The organism is Neobacillus sp. BF23-41, assembly GCF_041106275.1.
Window position 1 is genome coordinate 86,676 of record NZ_JBGBPR010000012.1, and the last position, 26,174, is coordinate 112,849.

Consider the following 26,174-nt stretch of genomic DNA (forward strand, 5'->3'; position numbering starts at 1 on the left):
TCGAAGTTATTTAATTTTCTTAATACCGGTGAGCACTAGATCTTTATCTTGCTTTTTTCCCGGTTCTTTTTTCTGCTTTTCCCGCTCTATTTCAATAAGACCTCTCTCTATTTCTTTCCGCAATTCCTGAAGGTCATCATTCATTTTTTTGGCTTTCGCCATCTCTTGGGACATCTTTTGGAATTCATTCTTCATTTGCATGACAATATTTAATATCTCTTCGAACATTCCTACATTTTCTTTAGAAATGGAGCTTACACTGTCTTGTAATTTCCAAATTTGTTCTTCTAAAATATCAATTTTTTCTTCTGTCTGAATAGATAGCTTTGCGGCATTAGCGACATCTTTCTTTGTCGGGATATTCATTAGTGTCGCAATTTGCTCTTGGCTCTTTCTAAGTCGCTCTAGGTAAAATGAATAGGTGTTAAGGCCTGAACTTGCTGTGCGAACAAATTCTTTGTTGTCTGTCAGGTTATATAATAGGCCATTTAATTGTTTGTCCCACATTTCACTTAATTGGTTGAATCCAAAAGATGAATCAAAGATTTTTTCGTTTGACATGTTGTTGTTCTCCTTATATTAAGACTTTGTAGGTTCTTCCGTTTTTTCCATATATTTATTTAGCGGGAAGATAAGTTCTTTGAATTGTGTTGCAAACTGATTAACAAATCCTTTTTGATATTCATAGAGCGGATTTCCAGCTTTTTTAACAGTTTTGATATATTGCAATCTTCCTTTTTTCCTAAGCTCAATATAATGATCCATCATTTCTTGGTATTTCTCAATCGCCTGGCAATTTGCAATGGTTTGACACGGAGTACTTAAGAGAGACAATACTCTCTTTTCAATCTGATCAATTTGCGCATTAATTTCCTCATAAGAACGAATTGGAAAGAAATGCTGCAAGGTGGTGGTTGACATTAAAAATTCATCTCGTGCAGTCTTTTCCCATTCAGTAAATTCCTTTGTAAATTGCTCTGCTATCGCTTTTATATTTCCCTGATTCCGTTGTACACTTTCAGAGCATCGTCTCACCTCTTTTAAGAAGACTTCGTCGCGATGATCAGCACACTTTTCCCATTCATCTAATTCATCAAATGCATATCTCCAGAGCAGGTCTAGGCTAGAAAGCGATGCTTCATTTTCGCCATCGACATTGATTTTTTCGTCCTGTTTTTCCACTAGTAATGCTTCTTCTACAGTTTCTACCGTTTTGTCAACTTCTTGTTTTTTCTTTCGCGTTATTGTTTCTTTCAATGATTCTTTTAAATTATCTTTTTTTGCAGCCAATTTTACTCACATCCTTTTAAAATTTCTTGAAGATTTTGGTTTAGTTTGAAATCTAGGTTATTAATTAGTCCAGTGAAATAATCACAAATCAAAGTTGCCATTAGAGGTTCACTAGCTTTTTATCATTCTCTGTTGAGACTGGTTGTTTGTGTCTTCCGAAAAGGAATAATAATATAGCTGCCATCACCATAGCAACTGCCATACCATAAATGGCAGTGCTAAAACCACCTGCTGGATTTGTACCAGAAGCTTGAATGAGTTTTCCAAAAATAATTGGAGCAAATATACCTGATGAAGACATTACTCCGTAATAAGTACCTGTCATAACTCCTCTCCGCTGTGGGAGTAAACTAATGACTACTGTAGGATTAAGTGTGTTTACTGTAACTACTAATGTATTTACTAAAGAAAGAATGATGATGATTGAACCCGATCCATTTACAAGGGGATACATTGAGTACAAAATCCCTGCTAGAATCACACAAATAGCAGTAAATAGAATTCGAGACTTCCACAAACTTTTAGTTTTTTTGTATAAGCGATCTGAAATAATCGCTAGTACCATTCCAAGAATCGCTCCTATTAATCCGGAAATGGCAATAATTATGGCAGACTGTTGCTCAGAAAATCCCTTTACTTTCATTAGGTATGAAGGATTAAAGGTGAGTCCAAATACAATTAAAGAATAAGCAATAAATGAAGATAGGGTTGTAAAAATAAAAATAGGAGATTGTAAAGCTTTCCAGATATCTTTCCTATTTATCTTTAGATTGTTTTCCTGTTTACTTGCTTCTTCTTCAAAAGAAACAGGTGGTTTCAGACGTCCCAGCCAAAGCCAACAAATTAACCAAACAAAGCTAAAAATACCAAAAATAAAAAATGCTTGTTTCCACCCATAACTTGAGATTAGAAAAACCACAATCGGGGCTGTAACAGCGATACCCACAACATTACCAAAATTTATGATTGATATGGCAAGTCCACGTGATTCCGGTTTAAACCATTTACTAATATGGCTGACTGCGGTTGCAGAAAAAGCACCTTCTCCTGCACCCAGCAATACTCTACTAAATATAAGCAGCGGTAGACTTGATACAAACAACAACATAGATTGCGCAATTGTCCAAATAATCGCCATTATAGCCAGTAATTTTCCAGTTCCAAAACGGTCTGATATAGAAGCACCTATTATTCCAACTATTGAAAACAACCAAAAAAAACTGCTGCCAACAATGCCAAATTGAGTGGAGGTTAGATTCAAATCCCTCATAATATGAATTCCGGCTAAACCTGTAACTGATTTATCAGCAAAATTAATAATAGACATAATAAAAATGGCAAGTAAAATAATCCATTTCGTCCATCTTTTCATTCCAACTCCTGCCTCTCATCGAATTTTTTCATTTTTTTCGATAAAACTAGCAATCATACCTAAGGTGAAAAAACACCTGCTTTGCCCGCCTTAATAGCGAGCAGATTGAGCAGGTGCATATTGTGAAAAATAGAATCATACATTATTTTCCATTGATATTTAAGGCGTTACGATATTGAGAAAACGATTGAACTCATCTAAGAGTGATAAAAATTCATTCAGTTTCGTTTGGTCACCAGAAATCATTAATTTACCTGCTGCTAGTGCTTGTTCTGGTGAGAGAAGACCAAGTCCAATTCCATATAATGTGAATTGATCAAGAGTTAAGGAAACATCTGGATTAGCGTCTAACTTATCTGCTTTATAATACAAAACAGAATTTTCTAAATAAACAGCGTATTCTTGATTGGAATTTGATAGCGTAACATTCAGCGTAATTTTTTTACAATCTGCTTTTGGACCGTTTAGTTTAACAGCGATCAGCTTTAAGAATTCATCTACTGGCATATTTTTAATGATTCCAGAAACGTCTAATGGGGAATTATCTTTATTAATTCCATTTCTTAGTTCGGATGCACCAACAAGATAAATATTACGCCAATTGGCTGATTCAGCTTGGTATCCTAATTGTTCGAATGCATCTGCTAATAAATTTTTTGCTTCCGAATTTTCTGGGTCGGCCATTACAACATTTTTTAATACTTGAGCTACCCAGCGATACTCACCATTTTCAAAGTCAGCTTTTGCTTGTTTCAAAATATTAGCCGTTCCACCCATGTATTCTACATATTTAAGACCAGCTTCCACTTGTGGTAATGGATCTAAATCTGAAGGATGAGCACTATAATAACCTAAGTAAAAATTGTATACGCCCTTTGAATTATGCTTTAACGTACCATAATACCCACGATTCCCCCAATAAGTATCTAATGCTTTTGGAAGCTTGATTGTCTCAGCAATTTCATCCATAGTATATCCGTGATTGGCTAAACGCACTGTCTGATCGTGCATATATTTATATAAATCCCGTTGCAATTTCAAATGGTTTAATGCCTGATTTTTACCCCAAACAGGCCATGCATGGATCATGAGCAATGCATCAATCTCTACATTTTCAAATAAATCGATGGTTTTATCGAGTGAATTAGCCCAATGAAGGGCATCCCGCGTTTTTGCCCCTCTTACCGTATAAATTTGATGCATCAATTTATTGGCGTTCTCTGATACGAATAATGCTTTGTACTCTTGGATATAAAAATGCATTTCAGCTGGTGCTTCTGTGTTTGGAGTTAATAAAAATTGAAAGGTTACCCCATCGATTTCCATCGTTTGGATTTCGTTTACTATTTCAACAGTAGGTTTCTCAAAACTCATCGTCCCTGAACTCATCGTATTACCAATACCTATAGATACGGAGCCCTTCCTGCCGTCTGGTAAATTTTTACCAAACTGATACTCTGCTCGGCGCGCCATGATTGTACCTAAAAGCACATTTTCACTTAACGCTTCTTCTGTAAAATATTGGGGAACTATAATTGGAATATCCGGATTCTCTGCATATTTTAGAACTGCTTGAATACCGCCAAAATGGTCCGCATGACTTTGACTTATAATGATGGCTGAAACTGGCTTTCTTGGTCGATGCTTATAATATAATTCCATTGCGGCTTTAGCAGATTCATTACTTCCTAATGCATCACAGACAATGACTCCTTGTTTACCTTCAAAAAAGAAAGTGGTGGCGATTGATTGTCCACGAATTTGATAAACACCTTCTACTACTTCAAACAAACCCGAGATAGCCTGTAATTGTGCATTTCTCCATAAACTTGGGTTCACTGTGTCAGGAGCAGTGTCGTTTAGATATTCTAACTTATCGATGTCCCAGACGACTTCCCCAGAATCATCTTTAATAATGGTAGATTCTAAAGGTGCAATAAATCCTCGGTTAGCATCTTCGAAATCCTGTCGATCATCAAAATTTAAAGATTCGTACACTGCTAAATTTGCCTTTTTTGTAAAAGAAGTAGCGGACATAGGTTGAGTTGAAACTTTACTTATCATACAAACCTCCAAGGATTATTATTTTAAAATTTTAAAAAAGGAAAACACTTTTGACCTCCTGGCAATAATGTCAGGTCTCCGACCAAACATTAAGAGGAGGTTTTCAAGTGTTTTCCATATAACTAGATTGCCAGATTTCGAAATGTAAAATTAGCGCTTTACATCTTGTGATCGAGGTTAAGCCTTTAAAGCATTTACCTCGAACACTTCGTTTATCACTTTTGTAATAATAGGTTCTGGTATCTTGAAGAAAACACCGGCAGGGTCATTATGAACAGCCGGTACCAACTGTTGAAGTGCATCTTCGTTGCATTCAAATTCACCAAAAGTGTCTGGCAAATTCACTGCTTTGCGGAGATCTCTTATATATTGGATAACTTCCTCTAAACATTTTTCAGGTTGTTCTGATGGATTTGCGATACCCAACGCTTGGGCAAACCCCGTAATTCTTGGCAAATAGTACATTGGCAAGGACTCCATTACATTAGGCAACAATACAGCGTTAGCTAGCCCGTGCGGGATATGAAATTTTGCCCCTAACGCATGTGCCATGTTATGGACTGGAACCGCATTCATCGCAAGGCAAAAAGCAGAAATAGCCATCGAACTTGCCATTAGCATATTCGCTCTTGCTGAAAGATCGTCCCCTTTTCGAACCGCAGTCTCTAAATTGTCTACAATCATACGAATCGATTGAATTGCATAGGCGTCTGTCATCGGATTGGCCTTTTGTGAAAAATAAGCCTCCACTGCATGAGTTAATGCATCAAATCCTGTAAAAGCAGTGATTTTAGGAGGAAGCCCTACCGTTAAATCCGGATCCAGAATAGCCATATCTGCATTGATAAATGGATGAAGAAGATTTGTTTTTATTCCAAGCTTTTCATTAAGGATTACGGCTACCGGTGATACTTCAGCACCTGTTCCCGCTGTTGTCGCAATAGCTACATGCGGAATAAAAATATATTGGGCTTCCGGCCACCACTCCATCACATTTCCGGTAAGAAGGGAATCACGTATATCATCCAAACCTTTATGGAGCATCCACTTGATCCCTTTTACCGTATCTAAAACGCTGCCGCCGCCAAGTGCGATTAATGAATCACCATTGCACTCTTTAAAGAAACGAGCCCCGCGATTAATAATTTCGCCTTTTGCGTCCTGTTCAATATCTTCAAACACCCCAACGAGCTGCGGTGTACCCGGCATGATTTCAAACAATTCTTTAATTTGAGCTGTAATTCCGGCCTGGGTTAACCCTTTATCCGTGAAAAGTACTGCTCGTTTACCGCCAAGCCCTTTAATCATTTCAGGAAGCAAAGTTCTTGATCCCGCCCCGCTATTTACAACTGTTCGAACAGAAAATTGAAAAAATGATGTCGACATAGAATCACCCTTTATTATTTTTGTATAGGCTAGGTAAAAAGTTGCCTGTTGACTTCCACTCCAGGCGCGTGCGGTTCGCGGGCGGTCCGGGGGCCTCCCGCAGGAGTCTTCGCGCCTTCCGTTCCAGTCAACAGGGTGCCAAAATCAACATTAAGCTTTAACATAGCCTTGTATTAATAAATTAATCTGTTTTATCCCAATAAGATTTGGTACCAAGGTCTTTGGCTTACTTCAGGTACGAGTGAACAGTGAACATGCTTTAGCTGCGAATATTCGTCTAGTGCATAGCGGCCTAATTCTCGCCCGAAACCGCTTTGCTTGTATCCACCAAATGGAGCATCACTACGGAGCATATGCCAATCATTGATCCAAATCGTCCCAGCCTTTAATTCACGGGCAATTTTCAATCCTTTATTTACATCCTTTGTCCAAACCCCACCTGCTAATCCATAAATCGTATCATTCGCAATTTCGATCGCCTCTTCAACAGTGGAGTAACGGATAACTGAGAGAACAGGACCGAAAATTTCTTCTCTAGCAATCTTCATGTCATTATGAACATCGGCAAAAATGGTAGGCTCAATATAATAACCATTTTCAAACCCTTCAACAATTGTCCGCTTACCTCCGCAAACCAATCGTGCCCCTTCTTGAATACCAGAATCTATATAAGAAAGGACGGTTTCCAATTGTTGCTTTGATACCATCGGGCCCATTCCTGTTGCGATATCTAATGGATTTCCAATTTTAATCGTGCTGGCAAGTTCAGATAATTGTTCAATTACTTGTTCATAAATGGAATCATGAACTAGAACACGAGTCCCGGATTCACAAACTTGGCCAGAGTGTGTCAAGAATCCGAATAAAATACCAGGAATGGTAATGCTCATGTCAGCATCTGGCAATACGATTGCCGGTGATTTTCCACCTAACTCCAGCGTGACGCGTTTCACTGTTTTAGATGCCAATTGCATAATGCGGCTCCCTACTTCTGTAGAACCGGTAAAAGCGACTTTGTCTACATTTGGATGCGTGACAAGAGCTTCTCCAATGCTGGCACCAGGGCCAGATAAAACATTGAATACACCTGCTGGTAATCCTGCTTCAGCAGCCAATTCCGCTAATTTCAAGGTAGATAGCGGTGTATTGGATGCTGGTTTGACTACGATCGAGTTACCCATAGCCAACGCAGGAGCAATTTTCCACATAGCTAAAATCATTGGAAAGTTCCAAGCAGTCACAGCTGCTACAACCCCAAGCGGCTCACGCCAGACTTGGTTATTGCTTGGTCCAGGAAATGGTACAGTAGGAAGAGACTCGACATACGGATACTCTACAGTAAACTTTGCTGTTTGCTGTAAGAGATCCACAATGGATAGGATGTCTAAGTTTGAAATACGTCGAACTGTAGCCCCCGAACTAATAGACTCTAAGTAACCCAATTCTTCAGCATGTTCAATAATCTTGTTTCCAAATTGGACAAGTACGTGAGCACGTTCTTGTGGAGATTTTTTCGACCATACTCCCGAATCAAAAGCCTGTCGAGCAGATGAAACGGCCAATTCCACATCTTCTATCCCGGCTTTCGCTACCTTTGCCGCGACTTCACCAGTTGCAGGGTTTACTACCTCAAACGTTTCTCCGCTAATCGCAGGCTTCCACTCCCCGTTAATATAGAGTGGAAACTCCAATACTTGTAACGCTGCTTTCATCGAAATTCCTCCTTATTATTTGCTCTTTAGCTGTGTTAAAGTTGCCAGTTGATTTCCGCTCCAGGCGCGCGTACGGTTCGGGGAGCCTTCTCGGCGAGTTGTGCCCCTCCGGGGTCTCCCCTGTCCCGTACTCCCGCAGGAGTCTCGCGCCTTCCGCTCCAATCAATTTGGTTACAAATTCAACATTGATCTTTAACACAGCCTACATTTTTAAGATCCACATATTTTTAAGAAAAGTTCGCTATCAAACTACTTAACTTCCACTTGTTCAACCCGCAAAGCTCTTCTCAAAATTTTACCTGTACTGTTCTTAGGTAATTCCTTCATAAATTCCACTTGTTTTGGCAGCTTGTACTTTGCAAGCTTGTCCTGGCAAAAATGCAAGATGTTATCGATCGTTATACTTTCATTGTTCGTTACAACGAAAGCCTTTACAATCTCTCCATATTCATTATCCGTAATCCCTATTACAGCTGCTTCCACAATGGCCGGGTGTTGATATAATACTTCTTCCACTTCTCTCGGATAGACGTTGTACCCGCCAACGAGAATCATATCTTTTTTACGGTCCACGATATATATGTACCCTTCTTCATCCATTCGGGCCAAATCACCTGTATAAAACCATCCATCTTTCAAGGCTGAAAATGTAGCTTCCGGCATTCCTAAATACCCCATCATCACATTCGGACCTTTTACAATCAATTCTCCGACTTCTCCTCTTGGAACTTCAATTCCATCCGGATCCACCACTTTGTTCTTTACATCAGGTATATCTATACCAACAGAACCAGGTTTGCGTGTCCCTCGCAATGGGTTGAAAGCTGTAACGGGGGCAGTTTCAGAAAGGCCATAGCCTTCTATAATGCGAACGTTATACTTCTCTTCAAATTTATGAAGCAGTTCAACCGGAATCGAAGCACCACCTGAAAAACAAGCGCGAATAGAAGAGAAATCAGCTGCGGTCTGCTCCGGCAACTGAAGCATGAAGTTAAACATGGTTGGAACCCCAGCAAACAAAGTCGCTTTCTCTCTTCTAATCGTATTAACCACCTCAGCAGGACTAAATTTCGGAACAATGACAATTGTCCCCCCACAAGCAATAGGCATGTTGATACAAACCGTCATAGAAAACACATGAAACATTGGAAGAACCGTAATCAAACGATCTTCTTCTGTGAACTCTGTAAGCCTTGATAATGATTCAACATTAGACGCTAAATTTCGATGGGATAGCATGGCCCCTTTCGGCTTTCCAGTTGTTCCGGAAGTATAGAGAATGACTGCCAGATCATCCTCATCGATGCAAGGGCTTACAAAAATATCATTTGTTTTTTGTAAGAGACTCTCCCATGTCCATTCAGATTTGATCGAATCTGTATAGATGACCATTGTCAAATGTTCTAGTTGCTCTCTCAATGGAGATATTGTTGAATCTAAAGAAGAATGAGTAATCACAGCTCTCGCATGGCTATTTGATAAAATATAAGAAATTTCTCCTGAAGTGTAGGTTGGATTAATTGGAACAACCACTGCCCCTGCCCGAAGAATCCCATAGAAAGCTATTACAAACTCAGGACAATTCCCCAGGAGTAACGCAACTTTATCCCCTTTTCTGATTCCTTGAGCGGCTAACCCAGCAGCAACACAATCTACCACTTTATCAAGTTCTGCATACGTTTTGCTTTGATTCAGAAACGTATAAGCGATATTACTAGGAAATCTTGCTGCACTGTTCTTTAAATTCTCATTCAAATTCAAAACCATTCTTTTCTTTCTCCTCCAATCTTTTCAATTCTAAGAAAATTAGGAATTACTTGAATTTATTATATATATAATTTACACTTAAATAAATCAACCATTACTAATGAATATATAAGCCATACTTCTATATTAAAAGGAGAAACCTATGCATATCGAACAACTAGAGTACATTGTAAAGGTTGCAGAAACAGGATCTATTTCTATAGCTGCACAAAGCCTCCATGTTTCTCAATCTGGAATCAGTCAATCCATTACTAAATTGGAAGATGAGCTGGGGGTTAAACTATTTAAACGCAACCGGAGACTTGGTGCCGTTCCCACGAATGAAGGAAAAACGTTAATTAAAAAGGCATATGAGGTATTAATGAAGCTTCACGAATTTAAAGAAGAAGCCCAAACATATAACACTGTCCATACCGGAAATTTAAAATTATCATCCATCCCTGGCTTTATGCTGTTTTTGTTAGAACCTTTATCCGCCTATAAAAAAGCCTATCCAAATGTGAATATAGAAATCTCTGAAAAAACCACACAGCATATTATTGAACATGTCCAAAATAATCTGATTGACATAGGCCTAATCACGATTTATGAAGATTTATTGAAAAAAAGAGAAGATCTACTATTTGAGGTAATACTTGAAGGAAAGATGATGGTGGCCGTCAGCAAAACGTCTCCATTAGCGTTACATAAAACGATAACTCCTCAACAACTAATGACTCAAGACGTTATTCTATATAATGGTGATTATGTGAAACGATTTGCAAATAAATTAATCAGTCAATTTGGGCCATTGAATATTTTATTTACGACGGACAATTCAGCGGTAATAAAAAAAGCGATTGTAGAAGGGCTTGGAATTAGTTTAGTACCTGACTTTACTTTAATAAATGATCCTGATGTTTTAAGAGGCGAAATAGTCCCAATCGAACTAAGAGAGTATGATCAGGAAAGTATAGGTTTAGGATGGGTACGCTCAGAGAATACTCATTATTCACTAAACACAAGGAAATTTTTAGAGCACTTTAAATTCTACTCCCGCATGCTGACTCATTCACCTCTTAATGATTAATGTAATAATGGATTGAACTCTTAAAATAAATAACAAAAAAAGCACCATCTTTTCTCGTTTTAAAAGGTGGTGCACCATTCAATCATAAAACCATCTTTAGAGCAAATATATTTTTTTAGTTCTTATTTCCCTCTTAATCGTTCATTCATTCCAATATGCCACTTCTCTTTTATCTCTTTCGCATATATAAAAATTACCCGAGGTTCCTTGGTAAAAATATGATAAAAAGGAATACGCCGTAGTTTACCCCTTTGAAACAAAAAAGCCTTCCCGGTGGTGGGAAGGTATCAGTAGCCTCTATTTTATTGAGAGGTTTTTCTCTGTATTTTAATATCTTTTTGTTAATCACCATAGCTTTGTATCAAATTAGCGATATGTGCATAAGCTCCTCCTGCAAGTAATGCTGAAGTAACCATTACTGCTTCTGCAAGCTCTTCATTTGTACATCCAAGCTTCATGGCATTTTTCGTATGGACATCTATACAATATGGGCATTGCGTAGCATGAGCAACTGCCACAGCAATAATCTCTTTAAACTTTCCACTCAATTTGCCTTTCTTCATTGCTGTTCTACTAAACGTAGAATAACCTTTAAAGCCTTCAGGGGCAAATTTATTTAATTGACTAAGGTTTTTTAGATTTGAACGTCTATAAAGTGAATCCTCTGCTTCTGCATCCATCGCATTTTGTATATGAGTACTATGGGTCACTACCCCACCTGCTTCTACTCCTGCTACAACAAAGATCGCTTCTACTAATTCTTCAAGTAATGCTCCTTCAGCTTTTGCACGTCTTGTATGTGAATCAATACAATAAGGGCATTCCGTTACATGGGCAATTGCAACCGCTATGATTTCTTTTTCCTTTTTACTCAGTGCACCATCTGTCATGACCGCCGTATTAAAATCCGAAAAAGCTTCAAGCTGTTCTGGTGCTAATTCTTTAAGTTTACTAAGATTTTTTAAATTTCCTTTTTCATATAAATTGTTTGTCATTGTAGACATCCTTTCTTTCTAATAAAAATAAAGTGGCTTGTAAATCCCATCAGACTTTTTATATTTACTCAACTTAATAGAGTTAATCATTGAGTCGGATAGACAGTTTTATGATCAGCAAGGATCACCAATTGTTTTTCATTTGGTTGAAAATCAATTTGTGAATCAGATGAGTAATACCAATTCTTTTCGTTTTCCTTTGCTTCAAATATATTTAACTCATCCTTAAAATCTAAAACTGTCGAAGCAGTTTCTTCATCAACAGATAAGGAGATCAGCCAACGATCGTCTTGCTTTTCAATACGGTAATTAGTAGTTTGACAAAGCAATCGGCTGCCTATAGAGTGACGAATCATTAACATTAAAATTCACCCCCAGGTAAATCAATTAATAAAAAGAAACTATCTTGATTTGCCTGAATCGTAATTTCATGGATGTCTGTGATCCGTGCTGCATCCTGGGATTGTAAAATGGAATCCTTATTAATTGAAATTTCTCCTTCTATAGTAAAGATGTAAATCTTCCTGCCTTCTTCCAGTTGAAAGTTCAATGTCTTATTTCCATCCAACTTTGATAAATAAAGGGTTAAATCTTGATGAATTCCTGCCACCCGCTCGGAGGCAGTATGGGATATTACAGGTAATAAGTTATTTTGTAATTGTTCAACATAATATGAGATATCTTCATAGGATGGAGTTAACTTTTTTTCATTTGGTGAAAACCATAGTTGTAAAAATCGGACTTCTTCATCATTGGAAGCATTGAATTCAGAATGAAGCACTCCCGTTCCAGCACTTATTCGCTGTATATTTCCGTAGCTGATAATTCCAGAGTTCCCCAAGTTGTCTTCATGTTTTAGCTGCCCCTTTAATACGATAGAAACAATTTCCGCTTCCCGATGTGGATGAATTCCAAAGCCGCGACCACCTTGGACGGTGTCGTCGTTAAAGACACGCAGTGGACCAAATCGGATATTGGAAGTGTCATAATACTCACCAAAAGAAAAACTTAAATTACTCTCCAGCCATTCATTTTTTACTGTGTATCGTGTACCTGCAGGATAAACTTGAATCAATTTTGTCACTCCTTATCTGAATTTCTTAGTCATGAATATCGAGCTTTATTTTTTTCATTCAAAACAAAAAGTTGGAATATATAACAGGATTTCTTCTGCTATATGCTCCAACTCTTTCTTTCCTAGAATTTCCTTATGCTTGATATTTTTTAATCTTAGAAAAAGAATCTTTCCGTAGAGATCCAATTAAAATACCAATTTTGGTCATTTTATATCAACCTTTACCATCAATTATTATTTTTAATTCGAAATAATTGTATTCGGAGTAAATTTAATTGTCAAAAAAAGCTTCTCCGAACTGATAAATTTATTAAATTTAAAAATGCTGACTTTTTTAATTCAAACTATAAAATTTAAGTTGGTTTCTCGTTTCTTTAGCTGAATATAAAGCTTGGTCTGCAAATTTTATTAATGTTTCGCCTCTCGTTCCATCCTTAGGGTAAATGGAGATTCCAATACTCGCTGTTGTTTTAATATAATGCCGCTTAATTTGATAAGGCTGTTGAAGTGCTTTATACAGCCTCCGTGCAATTTTTGCAACGTTTTGAGAATGCTTAATGTCTTTTAACAGGATTAAAAATTCATCACGGCCAATACGGCCAATGACACTATTTCCCCTTACATTATTTATTAATCTATTCGAGAACTGTTTCAGAAGCTCATCACCTATTTCATGCCCTAATGTATCATTTACTTCTTTGAACTTGTCCAAATCCATATACAATATGGCAAACTGTTCACCCTTTTTATTTGCAGTTTCAATCGATAATTCCAGCAAGTCGTGAAAGCTTCGTCTATTTCTAAGCCCTGTAAGAGAATCGTAGTAGGCCAAATTTTCTAACTCTGACTCAATCATTTTTCTATCCGTTATATCCTTAATTAGAATTTGCATGACCGGTTCACCGTTAAAAACCATGTGAATAGCCGTAATTTCCGCATAAAACTCCTTATTGTCCCATCGAATCAATCTTTCTTCAATCGGCTCCGGTTTAGCTTCATTATTTTTTTCAATCATTTCTAAAAATTTGTCCTTGATACTTTATTTTCCGAATCAATAAGCTCCCATATGATCTGCCAATCATGTCCTTAGAACATTCTTGACCTAGAATCTTTACACCTGCAGGATTTACAAGGACAATATGATGTTTATTTTGAACAATAACAGCGTCAGGTAAGAATTCAACAAGTTTCCGATAACAAACTTCACTTTCTTCAAGTTTCCTCTGTATTTCCATTTGTTCTGTAAAGTCTTTATACATACCTACAGCAAGAATCTCACCCTTGTTAATGGCTCTGTAGGTTGCTCGGATATCCAGGATTTCCCCATCTTTGCATCTTCTTTTTGTAAGACTATAATTAACATTTTCTCCGTCTCTTAATTTATTTAAAAATACATCATGTTGTTCTTTCGTCATATTATGCAAAGATGGCGGCAGGGTCAGTCCTTTCAGTTCCTCGATTGACCAGCCTAGTAAATCTGTCAAAGTTGGATTTGCCTGTAGAATAGCTCCATCCTGTCCAATAAAAAAATTGCATCATTGGTATTCTCCCTGATTAGTTCATATGCTTCTTCCCCAATTTTCGGATTATCTAAAATTAGACTAGTCATTTCATTCTCCCCCATTTCTTCTATTCACCTTTGGATTAGCTTTCTATAAACTTATCATGCTGCGCGTAATACCCCTGACTTTAGGCATGGGGATATAAGCATATCACTTGACCTTTCAATCAATTTGAAATATAATAGCCATTAATACGAACACTTGTTCTTTGATAACTGAACATAGAAGGTTGTGGCATGTATAAGAGCTCTGCCACGTAAAATGTTCAAGCCTATTAAGAGCTATGACACGTTTTCTAACGTGAATCAAATAGGCTTTGATTAAAGCAAAGCTGAAGGTCTTCTCTAAAGACCTGATGTATTAGTGGGTTTTGTGGTCACCCACATAAAGACAATGCCACTTAAACGGTATTCTTTATGAAACCCCTCGCTTTAGCGATGGGGAGATTCATGCATTCTTTACCTTATCTAATTTTTTTAAAAATCCAACTAAACCTCTTATAATAAATAAAGTAAAATTTACACTTGCAAAAGTATGAAAGGCGGTCCATTTTTTCCATTTAAATAATTGGGAATTCTTTTCAAAGTACCATTGACCGATACTCATGGGAACACTAAAAAGTAAACTTTTCAAAAGTATTTTGCCTAAATGATCTTTATAGGTCAGTTTCACCCATATAACACTTAAAAGCGGGAAAAACAATATGTCATAAATGATGTTTGTCTTAAAAATTTTTGGAAAAGGACGAACTGGATATTCTAGTCTTTTGGTACCAACCACAAAAGCATCAATTAGAGTTGCAATGACTCCTTTTGAGAAAAAAATAACAAGATTTTCTCGCATTTTAGATCCTTTAAATAAAAATGGGAAGGAAACCACACACAAAACAGTAAGTAAATTCAACAGTTTCTTTTCCATAAAAACATCCTCCGATATGAATCAAAATTTGATATGCTCCCGCCTTACTATGTACTGTAAAACCCCATCAAATCAAGCAGAGTAAAAATAATTTCCTACCTATTATTTCTTTAGGTAGTATTTACTATTCCTTCGATTATAAAAGTATTTTCTATGTAATTAAAAAGCTAATCGAAAGGTTCCGATTAGCTTTCTTTTAAAATTATCTTTCAATATTAAGCAGCTTTTTTTAACTCAATTGAATCCTTTTGAAAAATCAAGTCACTAACTGATAATAGCTTGCTTCCATTGATTGCAAGATAAACTGCCATTGCTAAAAATGCTAAATCCAACTCATATCCTGCCATTTGACCATTTCCTAATAAACCAACAGAAAGTTTTACTTTTAATATTGCCCCAATCATTAATAGTCCAAACAAAGTGGAGACTAGTCTTGTAGCCAATCCAATGATTAATGCGACGCCGCCAACGATTTCAACGAGTGCAACGCCATATGCCATAAATCCCGGCAACCCGATACTTTCAAACCAACCTACAATATTTTCAATTCCACCTTGAAACTTTACGATTCCATGTATTAAAAATAATGCCCCTAATGTTACTCTTAATATCAGTGCTCCGATTTCGTTTTTTACCAACATTATTTTCTCCTCCATAAAATAATTATTTGTTTATACCTTTTTGATACCATTGAGCTGCGGCTTCAACTTCTTGAGAGGTTAATTGATGACCTCTATTCTCCCAATGAATTTCTACATTCGCATTTGCCTTTTCTAATAAAGATTGTAATTCAGCAGATTCTAATGGCGAGCAGATTGGATCATTTGTACCAGCTGCAATAAATACTGATTTCCCTGTTAAATCAGGTAGTTCAATTCCTTTTCGCGGCACCATGGGATGATGAAGAATCGCACCCTTTAAAGCATTTTGATGGTGAAATAATAAACTCGCAGCAATATTAGCTCCATTTGAGTAACCTATCGCAAGAATATTATCTCGATCAAAATCATACTTTTCGGAGGCCTCATCTAGAAACTCGTTTAACTCTTTTGTTCGAAAAATAAGATCTTCCTCATCAAATACCCCTTCTGCTAATCTGCGAAAAAATCGAGGCATTCCATTTTCTAATACATTCCCACGAACGCTTAGTACATTTGCCTCATCATCAATCATTCCTGCAAGTGGCAGCAGGTCTAATTCATTGCCTCCTGTACCATGAAGCAATAACAACGTGGGTTTTGTTTGATTTTGCCCCTTATTGAATATATGTTTCATTATTTATCTCCCTCCAGAACTCGAACCTTTACAGGCGGTAAGGTTTCTTCTAATTCTTCTCTTTTTGACTCTAGCCAAGATGGCAACATAAGTTTTTCCCCAAGTTCAGCGACTGGTTCATCCACTGAAAAGCCTGGTCGGTCGGTAGCTATTTCGAAGAGGATACCCCCTTCTTCATGAAAATACACTGCTTTGAAATAGTTTCGATCTCGAACTTCTGTTGGATAGTATCCTTTGTCTTGAAGAAGAGATCTCCATCTGAGTAAATCCTCTTCATCCTTTGATCTCCATGCTATATGATGAACTGTTCCTGCTCCCATCAGTCCCCTGACTGAAGGGTTTAACTGAATATCAATCGTATTTCCAAAATGTCCTTCAGATTTAAATCTTAGGAATTCATTTTCCTGCCCAATACATTCCATTCCTAAAGTGTTTTCCAGCACTTCCGTCGTTTTATGTGGCTGTGCAGAAAACAGAACAGCGCCGCCAAACCCTCTTATCGCATTCTCAGCTTGAATTCCCCCAAAGTTCCAAGTATTTATTGGACCTTCATCTCTTTCTATCAGTTCAAGCTGGAGTCCGTCTGGATCGTTAAATTTCAAATATTTCTCACCAAAGCGATTGGCTGAAGTAAATTCAATTCTGAATTGTTGGAAACGCTTCTCCCAGAATTTTATTGTACCTGTTGGAATAATGTAGCTAGTGACACCAACCTGACCTGTACCAATTCGACCTTTTAGCTGTTTTGCCCATGGGAAAAACGTAATTACTGTTCCTGGTTCTCCTGTTTCATTCCCAAAATAAAGATGATACACTTCTGGACGATCAAAATTGATTGTTTTTTTAACAAGCCTTAACCCAAGTACACCTGCATAAAAGTCAATATTCCTTTGTGCATCGTTTACCATCGCTGATATATGATGAATGCCTGCTGTTTTCTGCATTTTTTACTCTCCACTTCATAAATGGGATTTTAAGAAGTTATTTAGGCCTTTCTATTTCAAAAATCTCACCGATTTTGGCGTAATTATTCCCTGCTAATCGACTTACCGCAGCTAAACCTCTAGCATCAATTCTTCCATTTTCATAAATTTCATCTTCAATATGAAATTGAACCACTCTTCCTATAATAAAATCACATCCAGGACTATCCGAACTTCCCAATTCTAAGGAATGCTCTAATGAACATTCCATTCGAATTTTTGCTTCCTTCACACCTGGTACCGAAATTTTTACACTATCCAGTGAAGTCAAGTTTGCTAACTTAACTTCACTTTGATCAGAAGGAAGACTTGCAGCCGTCTTATTTATTTTTTCAACATTATGTTCGTCAACAATATGGACCACAAATTGCTTGGAGTCGATGATGTTTCTCGCTGTATCCTTTTGAATCCCCGCTGAACGTTGAATAGATAATGAAATCATCGGCGGATTGGATGAGACGATATTAAAATAACTAAATGGTGCACCATTTAAAACGCCATCTTTTGAAATGGTTGTCACGAAAGCAATCGGTCTAGGTATGATGCTTCCTATTAGAAACTTATAATTTTCTCTTTCAGACATTAAGGCTGGATCAATTGAAAGCAAAGAAATCATTCCTTTTCGTATAATCAGTCTAGTTCTCTTACTTCAAATGGCATTAATCCGCGTTCAATTTGTTCTCTTTTTGGTTCATACTGTGCAGGCAACATCAATTTTTCTCCCATGGTTTCTTGTGACTCATCATGAGCGAAGCCTGGAGGATCTGTTGCAATTTCAAATAAGATTTCTCCGTGTTCTCTGAAATAAATGGCATTAAAATAGTTTCGATCTTGTACTGGAGTGACGCCATATCCATTTCCTGCAACATACTTTTGCCATTCCAATTGATCCTGGTCATCACTAGCCCGCCAAGCGATGTGATGTACGGTCCCCACACCCATTCTTCCGCGTCCTATCGGAGTTAATTTCAGGTCAATGACATTTCCGATCTGAGCTGAAGAACGATAACGGGCGAAATCTCCTTCTTTACCTACGAATTCAAGTCCCATAACATTTTCTAACAAATCTGCCGTTTTATTGGGCTGTGTTGATAATAGAGTAGCTCCGCCAAACCCTTTGATGGCAACCTCTGGAGTTATCCCGCTAAAGTTCCAATTATTAACTTCTCCTTCTTCTCTTTCAACAATTTCAAGGTGAAGGCCATGTGGATCATCAAATTCCAAATATTGCTCACCGAATCGATCCATTTTCGTAAATGAAACCTCTAACTTTTCTAGCCTGTTCTCCCAAAATTTCATAGAACCTTTTGGAACAACATAAGAGGTAACTCCTACTTGACCATCACCAATGGTTCCTTGACGAGCTCCTGCCCAAGGGAAAAACGTAATGATGGTTCCTGGTTTTCCTCCTTCATCACCGAAATAAAGGTGATACGTTCCAGGGTCATCAAAGTTTACTGTTTGTTTCACTAAGCGTAATCCTAAAACACCTGCATAAAAATCAACATTCTCCTGTGGATGTCCTACAATTGCAGTGATATGATGAATCCCCATTGTTTTCTTACTCATTTTGAAACACTCCTTTTAAAATTATGATGTCTATTCAATAACTAAATTATTGATACTATTAAAAATCGGGATTCTCTAATTCGAGATATTTTAGAATAAAAAAGCATCCAATGCATATTTTCCAGGTCCACTTAATGCTATACCAATTACAACCGCTATCAACGTCAAATTATATTCGTATCCATTTTGTGTTGCCCAATAGCCATTAGAAGCATGAACCTTTACAATTGCCATTACCATTGTAGCTGCAATCATGATTCCTGCAAGGGGAGTAAGAAGTCCTAATGTAAACAATAATCCCCCCATTAATTCTGCAAATCCTGCCATGAGGGCCATCATCACACCTGGTTTCATACCGAGCGACTCCATCCAGCCTCCTGTTCCCTTTAAGCCGTAACCCCCAAACCAGCCAAATAATTTCTGTGCACCGTGAGCCATGAATGACACACCAACGACTAACCTTATAATTAATAATCCAATACTCATCATTTTATTACCTCCTATTTTCATTTATCTCGACTTCGAGATATTAATTTAAAAAATATATTATTCCACTCTGTTTCTAACTTTCTTTAAACAATGGACCATCAACTCGGACTCATCTTCTGTTAAATCTTCAAAAATAGAATTAACCATGTCTTGATACTTCGGCATGATGTTTTTCATCATTTCCAATCCTTCAGCTGTTAAGGTTACATGTATAACCCGCCGGTCTTCTCTACAGTCATTCCTTTTTATGATTCCTTTTTGTTCAAGTTTATCAATCACATACGTCATCGAGCCGCTAGAGGTCAGGATTCTATTTCCAATCTGCTGAATTGTTTGTTTCCCTTTGTAGAAAAGTACCTCTAAAACAGAAAACTCGGTAATACTAAGATTATATTTGGACATTTCGTCTCTTATTCGTTCCTGAATGCCCTTTGAGGTTTGCATTAGTAGCAAAAATGGATGGTTAGTACATTTCCTTTCCATATTCACACCTCCTAATTAAATATCCTTAATTAATATATCTTGAATTTGAGATATTGTCAATACATGTTTATAATTTAATCAAAAACTGTTTTTCTCCAAATAACCCCAGCCGAATCACGGACTTTATTGAGCTTCTTCAATAAAGCTATGGACTTCCTCAAGTTGGAATACACGTATTTTAGCAATTGGATCCTTAGAAATAAACAATGATCAAAAAGAAGGTCTTAAAATTAAGTATTTTAATTTCTTCTATTCTTGAGGAAATTATTTCATGCGAGTTGTATATGGAGTCTAATGTATTTACTGCATTTGTTAATAGTATTTATAGTCTGTTCAATAATAGATGATTGCCATCCCGCTCCGTTCAGCATACTAGATACCGCAACAAAAAAATAATCCCCCATCATTCCTTGATTGGGAACAAACGGGGGATGATCAGCTAGTATTCTTTTTAGACATAAAATACCTCTCTTTCTTCTTCGTTTAAACTCTCTCTAATTGCCTCTTCCCACCGTCGAGAGTCATCTGGAATACGATCTTTCATGAGTTTTAACCGTTCATTCGCAAGCTTTGCCTTCCTTAATGTTTCTTCCTCTTCCATTCCACAACAGATTTGATAAATATCATCAAAGTAAGCGAGTGACATTTCCATCACCTTCTTTCATAGTTCTGATGAATTATTTGAATCTTTGCCCTCCTTTCTTTACGTTAATTATATGATGGTTAAAGCGCAAAATCGTTCTCAATTTTGCCAATATTTTGAATTATCAAAGCGGTATCTCTCATTGTAACCGTACCTTAAATGTAAAAATCCCTGCAGGAACTTTCAACTGAAGGGATTTTTCTTTATAGGACTCAATTATTAATTAAAACGTGTTTTTAATTCTTTTAGAGTAAGATTACCCATTTTTTCAACTGGCTTATTCGAAGTTGAGATATATGGATTTGTTGTCATAAAATTCTTTTCAATATAGTTAAAGTCAATAATGTCAATAACCCCGTCTTTGTTAAGATCTTCTTTTTTTCTTTCTCCCGTATTTCCTGCATTATTTGCAACAAGCTTCGCATCATAAATGTCAATTACATTATCTCCGTTAATATCTCCTGCGGCGGCTGTATCCGTATACAAGCTATAGTAAATACCTCCTTGTACTTTTCCATCAATGGTTCTACTTAATTGTATCTTTTTGTTGTATTGGTAATGCCCTGGAATATTGACCACCAATGTATATTCATCCGTAACTGCAGGAATATCTGTGATCGTCATATAACCATTTTCTGAGATAGATGCACTATATTTTTTACCTTTTTTATCAACAAGATAAGCATTTACACCAATCTTCGAATAGTCTAGATCATAATTTTCAAAGTTTACAGCTTCACCATGATAGTAACCCTCTAACATTGAATGCTGAGAGGTGAATTTAAATCGATCTGCAAAGGTTGGTAAAGTAAACTTACTACCAGAACGTGTTTGATAAGATGATTCTTGATACCTGAATCCACTTTCTATGGAGTAATTATGATCATCAATCACTTTTAAATTAATATCTAACAAATTAATATCACCATCAATTGAAACTGGTAATTTCGTTTTTTTGTCAGAAATATCTACAGCGAACGTTACAAGATTTGACCATAAGTCTTTTGTTATTTCTGGCTTTGCAACACGAATATTCCAATTATTTTTCTTTGCCAAATTCTCTAATTGTTGTGATGGTTTAACGTCAACAACGTTATAGAAATTCGGAATATCGATCATTACATTCGCACTTGTTAAATCCTTAGCGTTATGAACTGTAAATGTATTGACAAACTCTGATCCAAGACTTACTCCCTTTGTTTCCGGTTTTAAGGTTGCATACTTGGTCCCTTTATTGATAATCGTAAAGTCTGGGAAAGTCGGGTTTCCTGCAGTCGCATAATCATACGTGTACATTGCGATATTCGTTTGCTACAGTTGGAGCTGTATTATCGATCACCATGTCATTATCAATTTTATATGTTTTACCATCTACACCTGTACCAATATATGAAACAATGTACTTCCCTTCTTTAAGTGATTCATATTCGAGTGATAAAGGTCTATTAGGATCACCGGTAAAATATTTTACCTCGCCTGTAAATCCGAAAAATATCATATATTCAGTATCAACGGCAGCCTCCTCTAAATTATAGGTCCATAGTAACCAATTGGTTTCCCATTTAAGTCACTAACAACGACATCAATCGTTTTCATTCCGCTATTTAACTTGAAACTAACTGGTGTAAACGGCTCGATTTACGGATGAAAATTACTAAGGTCATTCGTTATGGCATGTTTATAAAATGTTAGTTTTTCGAAACCAGGTTTAGAATAGCGAACATGAAATGGAATTTGATATTCTGAGGTCTTTTCCATATACATATCAGGTGCGTGCAATAAATTACCCCTCTCTGCTACTGCAATGATAGCAAGAGCATTCGAAGAACCTGCAGCAACAATATTGGTTCCTTCCAATGGATCTACGGCAATATCCACTTCTGTCCCATTACATGTTCCTAGTTGTTCTCCAATATACAACATCGGTGCTTCATCCATTTCACCTTCTCCAATAACAACCGTTCCTCTCATTGAAATTGAATTAAACATTTCTCTCATGGCTTGTGTAGCGGCTGCATCTGCTTCTTCTTTCTTTCCTCTGCCCATCCACCGTCCGGCAGCTAGTGCTGCAGCTTCGGTTACTCGAACGAGTTCCATTGATAAATTTCTATCCATTTTTACTGCCTCCCTGTTTTGTAAAAATGATTCCTGTAATTTATTTCATTTTCATTATTCTCAAATTTAATAATCTAGAATTAAGATATTTTTATAAAAAATTTTACTCCAATTCTAGTTTTATAAGTTAATTTAATTAATAACTAGGTAACTTTATGTAACCATAATTACTATTAAAATTTCTATTGTCAATTTATTTGTGTCAAATCCGTGAACAAAAAAAGCGCGATTTCGACCTAATTGGTAATATTGTTCCAGTTAATACTTTATTTTAATCACTAGGTTTGCTATTATAAATATACAGTTATTAAAAATAACCAAGATACTATTTGGGGGTATTTGTGAATGGATAAAGAAAATAAATTATGCAGCAAGGTTGAAGAGTGCTATCATATTATGGGAAAAAAATGGATAGGATTGATTATCCATACATTAATGGAGGAACCAAAAAGATTTAGTGAAATCCATTCCTTTATACCAGATTTAAGTAAAAGAGTATTAAATGAACGCATGAAAGAGCTCGAGGACACTGGAATTGTGTTACGAAATGTAATTGCTGACCGTCCTGTTAGGACCGAATATTCTTTAACCAAAAAAGGGACAGAACTTGGACGATCACTCAAAGCTTTAGAAGAATGGGCAGATAAATGGTTGTAAATTAAAAACCTCTCTAATTTATGGAGAGGTTTTTTACTGTATTTTTATATTAATCACCATAGCTCTGAATCAAATTAGCGATATGAGCATAAGCTCCTCCTGCAAGTAATGCGGAAGTTAAGCAGCTGTAGTTCCAACAATGGTTCACCGCCATTTTTAAATTTTACCGTGGCAACAGCCACATCCTCCACTTCAATTCATTCATGAGACAATATGGCAGTATGTGCGTAAACACTCTTTACCTCTCCCATTTTATAAATTTATTCTTTTGATTTATTTAAACATAACTACAATTAATCATTTCATTCATCTGGTCTTGGCCCTGGTTCCATTCCGGAATTTTCCAACGTCATAATTGGGATAATTTCTACATCTCCATCTATTCGAACTTGACAAGATAGTCGTAAATTATCATCAAAAATTCCCTTCTTATTAAAGGCGTTTTTTTCAGTAGTTGTTTCGACGCAAAATTCACCACCTGTTATTTCAACTCTACAAGTTGTACATTTTGCTTTTCCTCCACATTGGTGGAGGATATTTACACCGTTGTCTTCTAATGCTAGTACCAGCTTTCTTCCTTTTTCAACTTCAAAAGTTCCATATCCAAGAACAGTGATTTTGGACATTTCTATTCCCCCACAAAATAAAGTTTGAATTTATCTTAAAAGAGTCCTTTGATTGTAATACAACTTAAGCTTTCATTTCGATATGAAATTTAACATTTTCAATTTGTACATTTAACAATTTTTCTAACTGTACCTGTTTTGCTTCAACTTCGAGTCAGATTCTTTTCCCAAGCGATTTTATGTGCTTGATTCTCCTGCACCTCAATCAAATTGCCTTGTACATCAGGTTTATACTCAAACACAAAAATCCCCGAGAGAGTACTTTTATAATTATTAATCATCCAGGTATTCGCATTCTTATCTTTTGGAACAAAGTAGGTTCCAGCCCAAATATCCATTTTTGGTGGACGGGGGATACTCAATTTTTACCCAGGAACAATAACTCTATTTTTCAACCCATTTTGGTTCATTAAAGTTTCTTCACTAATTGCATGTCGTTTTGCAATCTCCCAAATACTGTCTCCCGGCTGCACTATGTAGGTGGAACCCGGTATTAACATTGCCTGCCCAAGAACTAGTCCCATATTTTTAGCTAAACCATTTAGCTTTGCAAGTTCGTCTTTATTAATTTTATATTGTTTAGATATTTTACCTAAGCTATCTCCATATTTCACTTCATGAATGACTTGTGCATTTGTCAAACTTGGGGTCAACAAAATGATACAAACTGAAATAAATAACCATTTAAATTTTTTTACCATAAATTTATCTCCTTTTTTTTAAATCATTCTCAGGCATTAAAACAAAATAGGGTTTCTTGTGTTTATAGGATATAGTTTCCCATCTAACGCAAATGAAATTTTACCCGTTTCTTCAGAAACAACAAGAGCAAGTGCATCGCTTTTTTGGGATATTCCTAGGGCAGCACGATGGCGTGTTCCAAGTTTCTTATCTCCAGTTACTACAGTTGTCAGCGGGAGAACATTTGCTGCTGAGTCGACGGTATTTCCCCGTATTAAAACAGCTCCATCATGTAATGGGTTCCCAGGATAAAAAATGGATTCCAATAATTTTGGTGTTACAAGAGCTCCTATTGTTGTTCCCTTTTGTATAATGGTGTCAACAGAATCACTACGTTCAACTACAATAAGTGCACCATGTTTTTGTTTCGATAGGATTTGAGCAGCAACAGATAAATCATCATATGTATCTGTAAAGGACGATAAGTAACAATTTAAATAAAAGGAAGCCGCCATGGATTCAATTTTTATTAGATGTTCTTTTACATCCTCTAAACTCCCTAATACACAGTGGTTTTCGTTACCTAGGACATTTAAATTGGTTTGGAGTAAATCAATTATATTTTTAATACCATCCTCCAAATTTTGCTTTAATGGTGAAAAATCACAATTACTCTCCATGTAGATATTCCTCCAACTATTAGCTAAAAGACTTTATTTCCAGCATTTTTTATTTATCGTACTTGTTAGAAATAGTAGTAGTTTGTTGTTTTTAAAATATTAATGTGCATTACGACAAATCTCACGCAACTTTAATTGATTTATTTATTCATATTTACTATAATGTATTTAGGTTACCAAAAGTATACATGTTACTTTTAATATAATATTATTTTAGAAGCGAGGTATGGAAAATGAATATGTTAGAATCAAAAGTAATTCAAACAAGATTTGAAAAAGAAATTTTTATTGAAGAAAAATCAAATATTAACATTAATGGGTTTCGTTCTCTTTATAAGAACACTCCTTTTTATGAATTTATGATAGGTTTGCATTTAATTCGGATTAGGGATAATGAATATTATGGAACAAAGAAAAGTTACGTTAGTATAAGAATTTCTGAAGATTTACAATCTCTTTTCGTATTAGAGCCTGATGTCCAAAGTATTTTTGCCATCAAAAATAAACAAGAAAAAGAAGCAGCTATTGAATTAATTCATTATTTATTGCTTGATTCACAAACTTTTAAACAATTGGTCTCAGAAATGATCAATAACCTAAAAAAATTAAATGTCGTTACTGGATTTGAAATCAAGGAAGTAAAGGCTAAACTAGCTGTGCTAGAAAGATTATTAAATGTCAGTGATGAAGATATAAAATTCACGATTAGAAAGGAGCATATAGCTTAGTTATAGCATTCATAAGGGAGAGAAGCCTATCGTAA

The 26,174-nt window shown here is 36.3% G+C and carries 30 protein-coding genes and 1 pseudogene; 3 read left to right on the top strand and 28 right to left on the bottom strand.

Going from position 1 to position 26,174, the window contains the following annotated elements; genetic code table 11:
- Positions 1–6 precede the first annotated feature (6 nt).
- The 7 genes from AB7942_RS18370 to AB7942_RS18400 form a co-directional block, all read right to left on the bottom strand.
- Positions 7–561: a polyhydroxyalkanoate biosynthesis repressor PhaR gene (locus AB7942_RS18370; RefSeq protein ID WP_369447999.1), complete on the bottom strand. Its 555-nt coding sequence runs from the start codon at positions 559–561 to the stop codon at positions 7–9.
- Between the two features lie 18 nt (positions 562–579).
- On the bottom strand, positions 580–1,290 hold the full coding sequence (locus tag AB7942_RS18375; protein WP_369448000.1) for a hypothetical protein: 711 nt from the start codon (positions 1,288–1,290) through the stop codon (positions 580–582).
- A 100-nt stretch (positions 1,291–1,390) separates the two neighbouring features.
- Positions 1,391–2,662 carry an MFS transporter gene (locus AB7942_RS18380; protein ID WP_369448001.1) on the bottom strand — a complete coding sequence of 424 codons (1,272 nt, stop codon included), beginning with the start codon at positions 2,660–2,662 and terminating at the stop codon, positions 1,391–1,393.
- A 159-nt stretch (positions 2,663–2,821) separates the two neighbouring features.
- Positions 2,822–4,726 carry an alkyl/aryl-sulfatase gene (locus AB7942_RS18385; RefSeq protein WP_369448002.1) on the bottom strand — a complete coding sequence of 635 codons (1,905 nt, stop codon included), beginning with the start codon at positions 4,724–4,726 and terminating at the stop codon, positions 2,822–2,824.
- Between the two features lie 177 nt (positions 4,727–4,903).
- Positions 4,904–6,112 carry an iron-containing alcohol dehydrogenase gene (locus tag AB7942_RS18390; RefSeq protein WP_369448003.1) on the bottom strand — a complete coding sequence of 403 codons (1,209 nt, stop codon included), beginning with the start codon at positions 6,110–6,112 and terminating at the stop codon, positions 4,904–4,906.
- Positions 6,113–6,303: 191 nt separating this feature from the next.
- Positions 6,304–7,824: an aldehyde dehydrogenase family protein gene (locus tag AB7942_RS18395; RefSeq protein ID WP_369448004.1), complete on the bottom strand. Its 1,521-nt coding sequence runs from the start codon at positions 7,822–7,824 to the stop codon at positions 6,304–6,306.
- Positions 7,825–8,073: 249 nt separating this feature from the next.
- Positions 8,074–9,591, bottom strand: coding sequence for a long-chain-fatty-acid--CoA ligase (locus AB7942_RS18400; protein WP_369448005.1), 1,518 nt, complete (start codon positions 9,589–9,591; stop codon positions 8,074–8,076).
- A 142-nt stretch (positions 9,592–9,733) separates the two neighbouring features.
- Between AB7942_RS18400 and AB7942_RS18405 the strand changes: the two genes are divergently transcribed.
- Positions 9,734–10,660, top strand: coding sequence for a LysR family transcriptional regulator (locus AB7942_RS18405; RefSeq protein ID WP_369448006.1), 927 nt, complete (start codon positions 9,734–9,736; stop codon positions 10,658–10,660).
- 341 nt (positions 10,661–11,001) lie between these two features.
- On the opposite strand, the gene AB7942_RS18410 is transcribed toward AB7942_RS18405, so the two are convergent.
- From AB7942_RS18410 to AB7942_RS18495, 18 genes and pseudogenes are all read right to left on the bottom strand, one after another.
- Positions 11,002–11,655, bottom strand: coding sequence for a carboxymuconolactone decarboxylase family protein (locus tag AB7942_RS18410; RefSeq protein ID WP_369448008.1), 654 nt, complete (start codon positions 11,653–11,655; stop codon positions 11,002–11,004).
- Between the two features lie 86 nt (positions 11,656–11,741).
- Positions 11,742–12,017 carry a hypothetical protein gene (locus tag AB7942_RS18415; RefSeq protein WP_369448009.1) on the bottom strand — a complete coding sequence of 92 codons (276 nt, stop codon included), beginning with the start codon at positions 12,015–12,017 and terminating at the stop codon, positions 11,742–11,744.
- Positions 12,017–12,730, bottom strand: coding sequence for a pirin family protein (locus AB7942_RS18420; RefSeq protein ID WP_369448010.1), 714 nt, complete (start codon positions 12,728–12,730; stop codon positions 12,017–12,019). The genes AB7942_RS18415 and AB7942_RS18420 overlap by 1 nt, the downstream gene beginning before the upstream one ends.
- Positions 12,731–13,064: 334 nt before the next feature.
- Positions 13,065–13,745, bottom strand: coding sequence for a diguanylate cyclase domain-containing protein (locus AB7942_RS18425; protein ID WP_369448011.1), 681 nt, complete (start codon positions 13,743–13,745; stop codon positions 13,065–13,067).
- Positions 13,738–14,214 (bottom strand): PAS domain S-box protein, encoded by a 477-nt coding sequence (locus AB7942_RS18430; protein WP_369448012.1) that lies wholly within the window; start codon positions 14,212–14,214, stop codon positions 13,738–13,740. Before AB7942_RS18430 ends, AB7942_RS18425 begins: the two co-directional genes overlap by 8 nt.
- Positions 14,211–14,339 carry a hypothetical protein gene (locus tag AB7942_RS18435; RefSeq protein ID WP_369448013.1) on the bottom strand — a complete coding sequence of 43 codons (129 nt, stop codon included), beginning with the start codon at positions 14,337–14,339 and terminating at the stop codon, positions 14,211–14,213. Before AB7942_RS18435 ends, AB7942_RS18430 begins: the two co-directional genes overlap by 4 nt.
- 400 nt (positions 14,340–14,739) lie before the next feature.
- Positions 14,740–15,210 (bottom strand): CBO0543 family protein, encoded by a 471-nt coding sequence (locus AB7942_RS18440; RefSeq protein WP_369448014.1) that lies wholly within the window; start codon positions 15,208–15,210, stop codon positions 14,740–14,742.
- A gap of 215 nt (positions 15,211–15,425) precedes the next feature.
- Positions 15,426–15,851, bottom strand: a complete 426-nt coding sequence (locus tag AB7942_RS18445) for a DoxX family protein (protein ID WP_369448015.1) — start codon at positions 15,849–15,851, stop codon at positions 15,426–15,428.
- A 22-nt stretch (positions 15,852–15,873) separates the two neighbouring features.
- A complete protein-coding gene (locus AB7942_RS18450) occupies positions 15,874–16,488 on the bottom strand; it encodes an alpha/beta hydrolase (protein ID WP_369448061.1) in 615 nt (204 codons plus the stop codon).
- Complete coding sequence (locus AB7942_RS18455; RefSeq protein ID WP_369448016.1) at positions 16,485–17,429, bottom strand: ring-cleaving dioxygenase; 945 nt, start codon at positions 17,427–17,429, stop codon at positions 16,485–16,487. Before AB7942_RS18455 ends, AB7942_RS18450 begins: the two co-directional genes overlap by 4 nt.
- 37 nt (positions 17,430–17,466) lie before the next feature.
- The gene (locus AB7942_RS18460; RefSeq protein ID WP_369448017.1) at positions 17,467–18,075 is read right to left on the bottom strand and encodes a flavin reductase family protein; all 609 of its coding nucleotides are present in this window, start codon (positions 18,073–18,075) and stop codon (positions 17,467–17,469) included.
- A gap of 23 nt (positions 18,076–18,098) precedes the next feature.
- Positions 18,099–19,037 (bottom strand): ring-cleaving dioxygenase, encoded by a 939-nt coding sequence (locus AB7942_RS18465; protein ID WP_369448018.1) that lies wholly within the window; start codon positions 19,035–19,037, stop codon positions 18,099–18,101.
- A gap of 90 nt (positions 19,038–19,127) precedes the next feature.
- Positions 19,128–19,526: a DoxX family protein gene (locus AB7942_RS18470; RefSeq protein ID WP_369448019.1), complete on the bottom strand. Its 399-nt coding sequence runs from the start codon at positions 19,524–19,526 to the stop codon at positions 19,128–19,130.
- A gap of 57 nt (positions 19,527–19,583) precedes the next feature.
- Positions 19,584–20,009, bottom strand: coding sequence for a MarR family winged helix-turn-helix transcriptional regulator (locus tag AB7942_RS18475; RefSeq protein ID WP_369448020.1), 426 nt, complete (start codon positions 20,007–20,009; stop codon positions 19,584–19,586).
- 451 nt (positions 20,010–20,460) lie between these two features.
- Entirely contained in the window at positions 20,461–20,655 is a 195-nt protein-coding gene (locus AB7942_RS18480) for a hypothetical protein (protein ID WP_369448021.1), read from the bottom strand.
- 216 nt (positions 20,656–20,871) lie between these two features.
- A complete protein-coding gene (locus AB7942_RS18485; RefSeq protein ID WP_369448022.1) occupies positions 20,872–21,948 on the bottom strand; it encodes a dockerin type I domain-containing protein in 1,077 nt (358 codons plus the stop codon).
- Positions 21,935–22,150 carry a hypothetical protein gene (locus AB7942_RS18490; protein ID WP_369448023.1) on the bottom strand — a complete coding sequence of 72 codons (216 nt, stop codon included), beginning with the start codon at positions 22,148–22,150 and terminating at the stop codon, positions 21,935–21,937. The genes AB7942_RS18485 and AB7942_RS18490 overlap by 14 nt, the downstream gene beginning before the upstream one ends.
- Before the next feature lie 251 nt (positions 22,151–22,401).
- A pseudogene (locus AB7942_RS18495) lies at positions 22,402–22,767 on the bottom strand (fructose-bisphosphatase class II); the annotation flags it as partial.
- 345 nt (positions 22,768–23,112) lie between these two features.
- Here AB7942_RS18495 and AB7942_RS18500 point away from each other — a divergent pair.
- On the top strand, positions 23,113–23,424 hold the full coding sequence (locus tag AB7942_RS18500) for a winged helix-turn-helix transcriptional regulator (protein WP_369448024.1): 312 nt from the start codon (positions 23,113–23,115) through the stop codon (positions 23,422–23,424).
- Positions 23,425–23,726: 302 nt separating this feature from the next.
- Here the strand turns inward: AB7942_RS18500 and AB7942_RS18505 are convergent, their stop codons facing one another.
- The 3 genes from AB7942_RS18505 to cdaS form a co-directional block, all read right to left on the bottom strand.
- Positions 23,727–24,050, bottom strand: coding sequence for a 2Fe-2S iron-sulfur cluster-binding protein (locus AB7942_RS18505; protein WP_369448025.1), 324 nt, complete (start codon positions 24,048–24,050; stop codon positions 23,727–23,729).
- A gap of 365 nt (positions 24,051–24,415) precedes the next feature.
- Positions 24,416–24,751: a LysM peptidoglycan-binding domain-containing protein gene (locus tag AB7942_RS18510; protein ID WP_369448026.1), complete on the bottom strand. Its 336-nt coding sequence runs from the start codon at positions 24,749–24,751 to the stop codon at positions 24,416–24,418.
- A gap of 36 nt (positions 24,752–24,787) precedes the next feature.
- Complete coding sequence (cdaS, locus tag AB7942_RS18515) at positions 24,788–25,411, bottom strand: sporulation-specific diadenylate cyclase CdaS (protein WP_369448027.1); 624 nt, start codon at positions 25,409–25,411, stop codon at positions 24,788–24,790.
- 233 nt (positions 25,412–25,644) lie between these two features.
- On the opposite strand from cdaS, the gene AB7942_RS18520 reads away from it, so the two are divergent.
- The gene (locus AB7942_RS18520) at positions 25,645–26,139 is read left to right on the top strand and encodes a hypothetical protein (RefSeq protein ID WP_369448028.1); all 495 of its coding nucleotides are present in this window, start codon (positions 25,645–25,647) and stop codon (positions 26,137–26,139) included.
- The last annotated feature ends 35 nt before the right edge of the window (positions 26,140–26,174 follow it).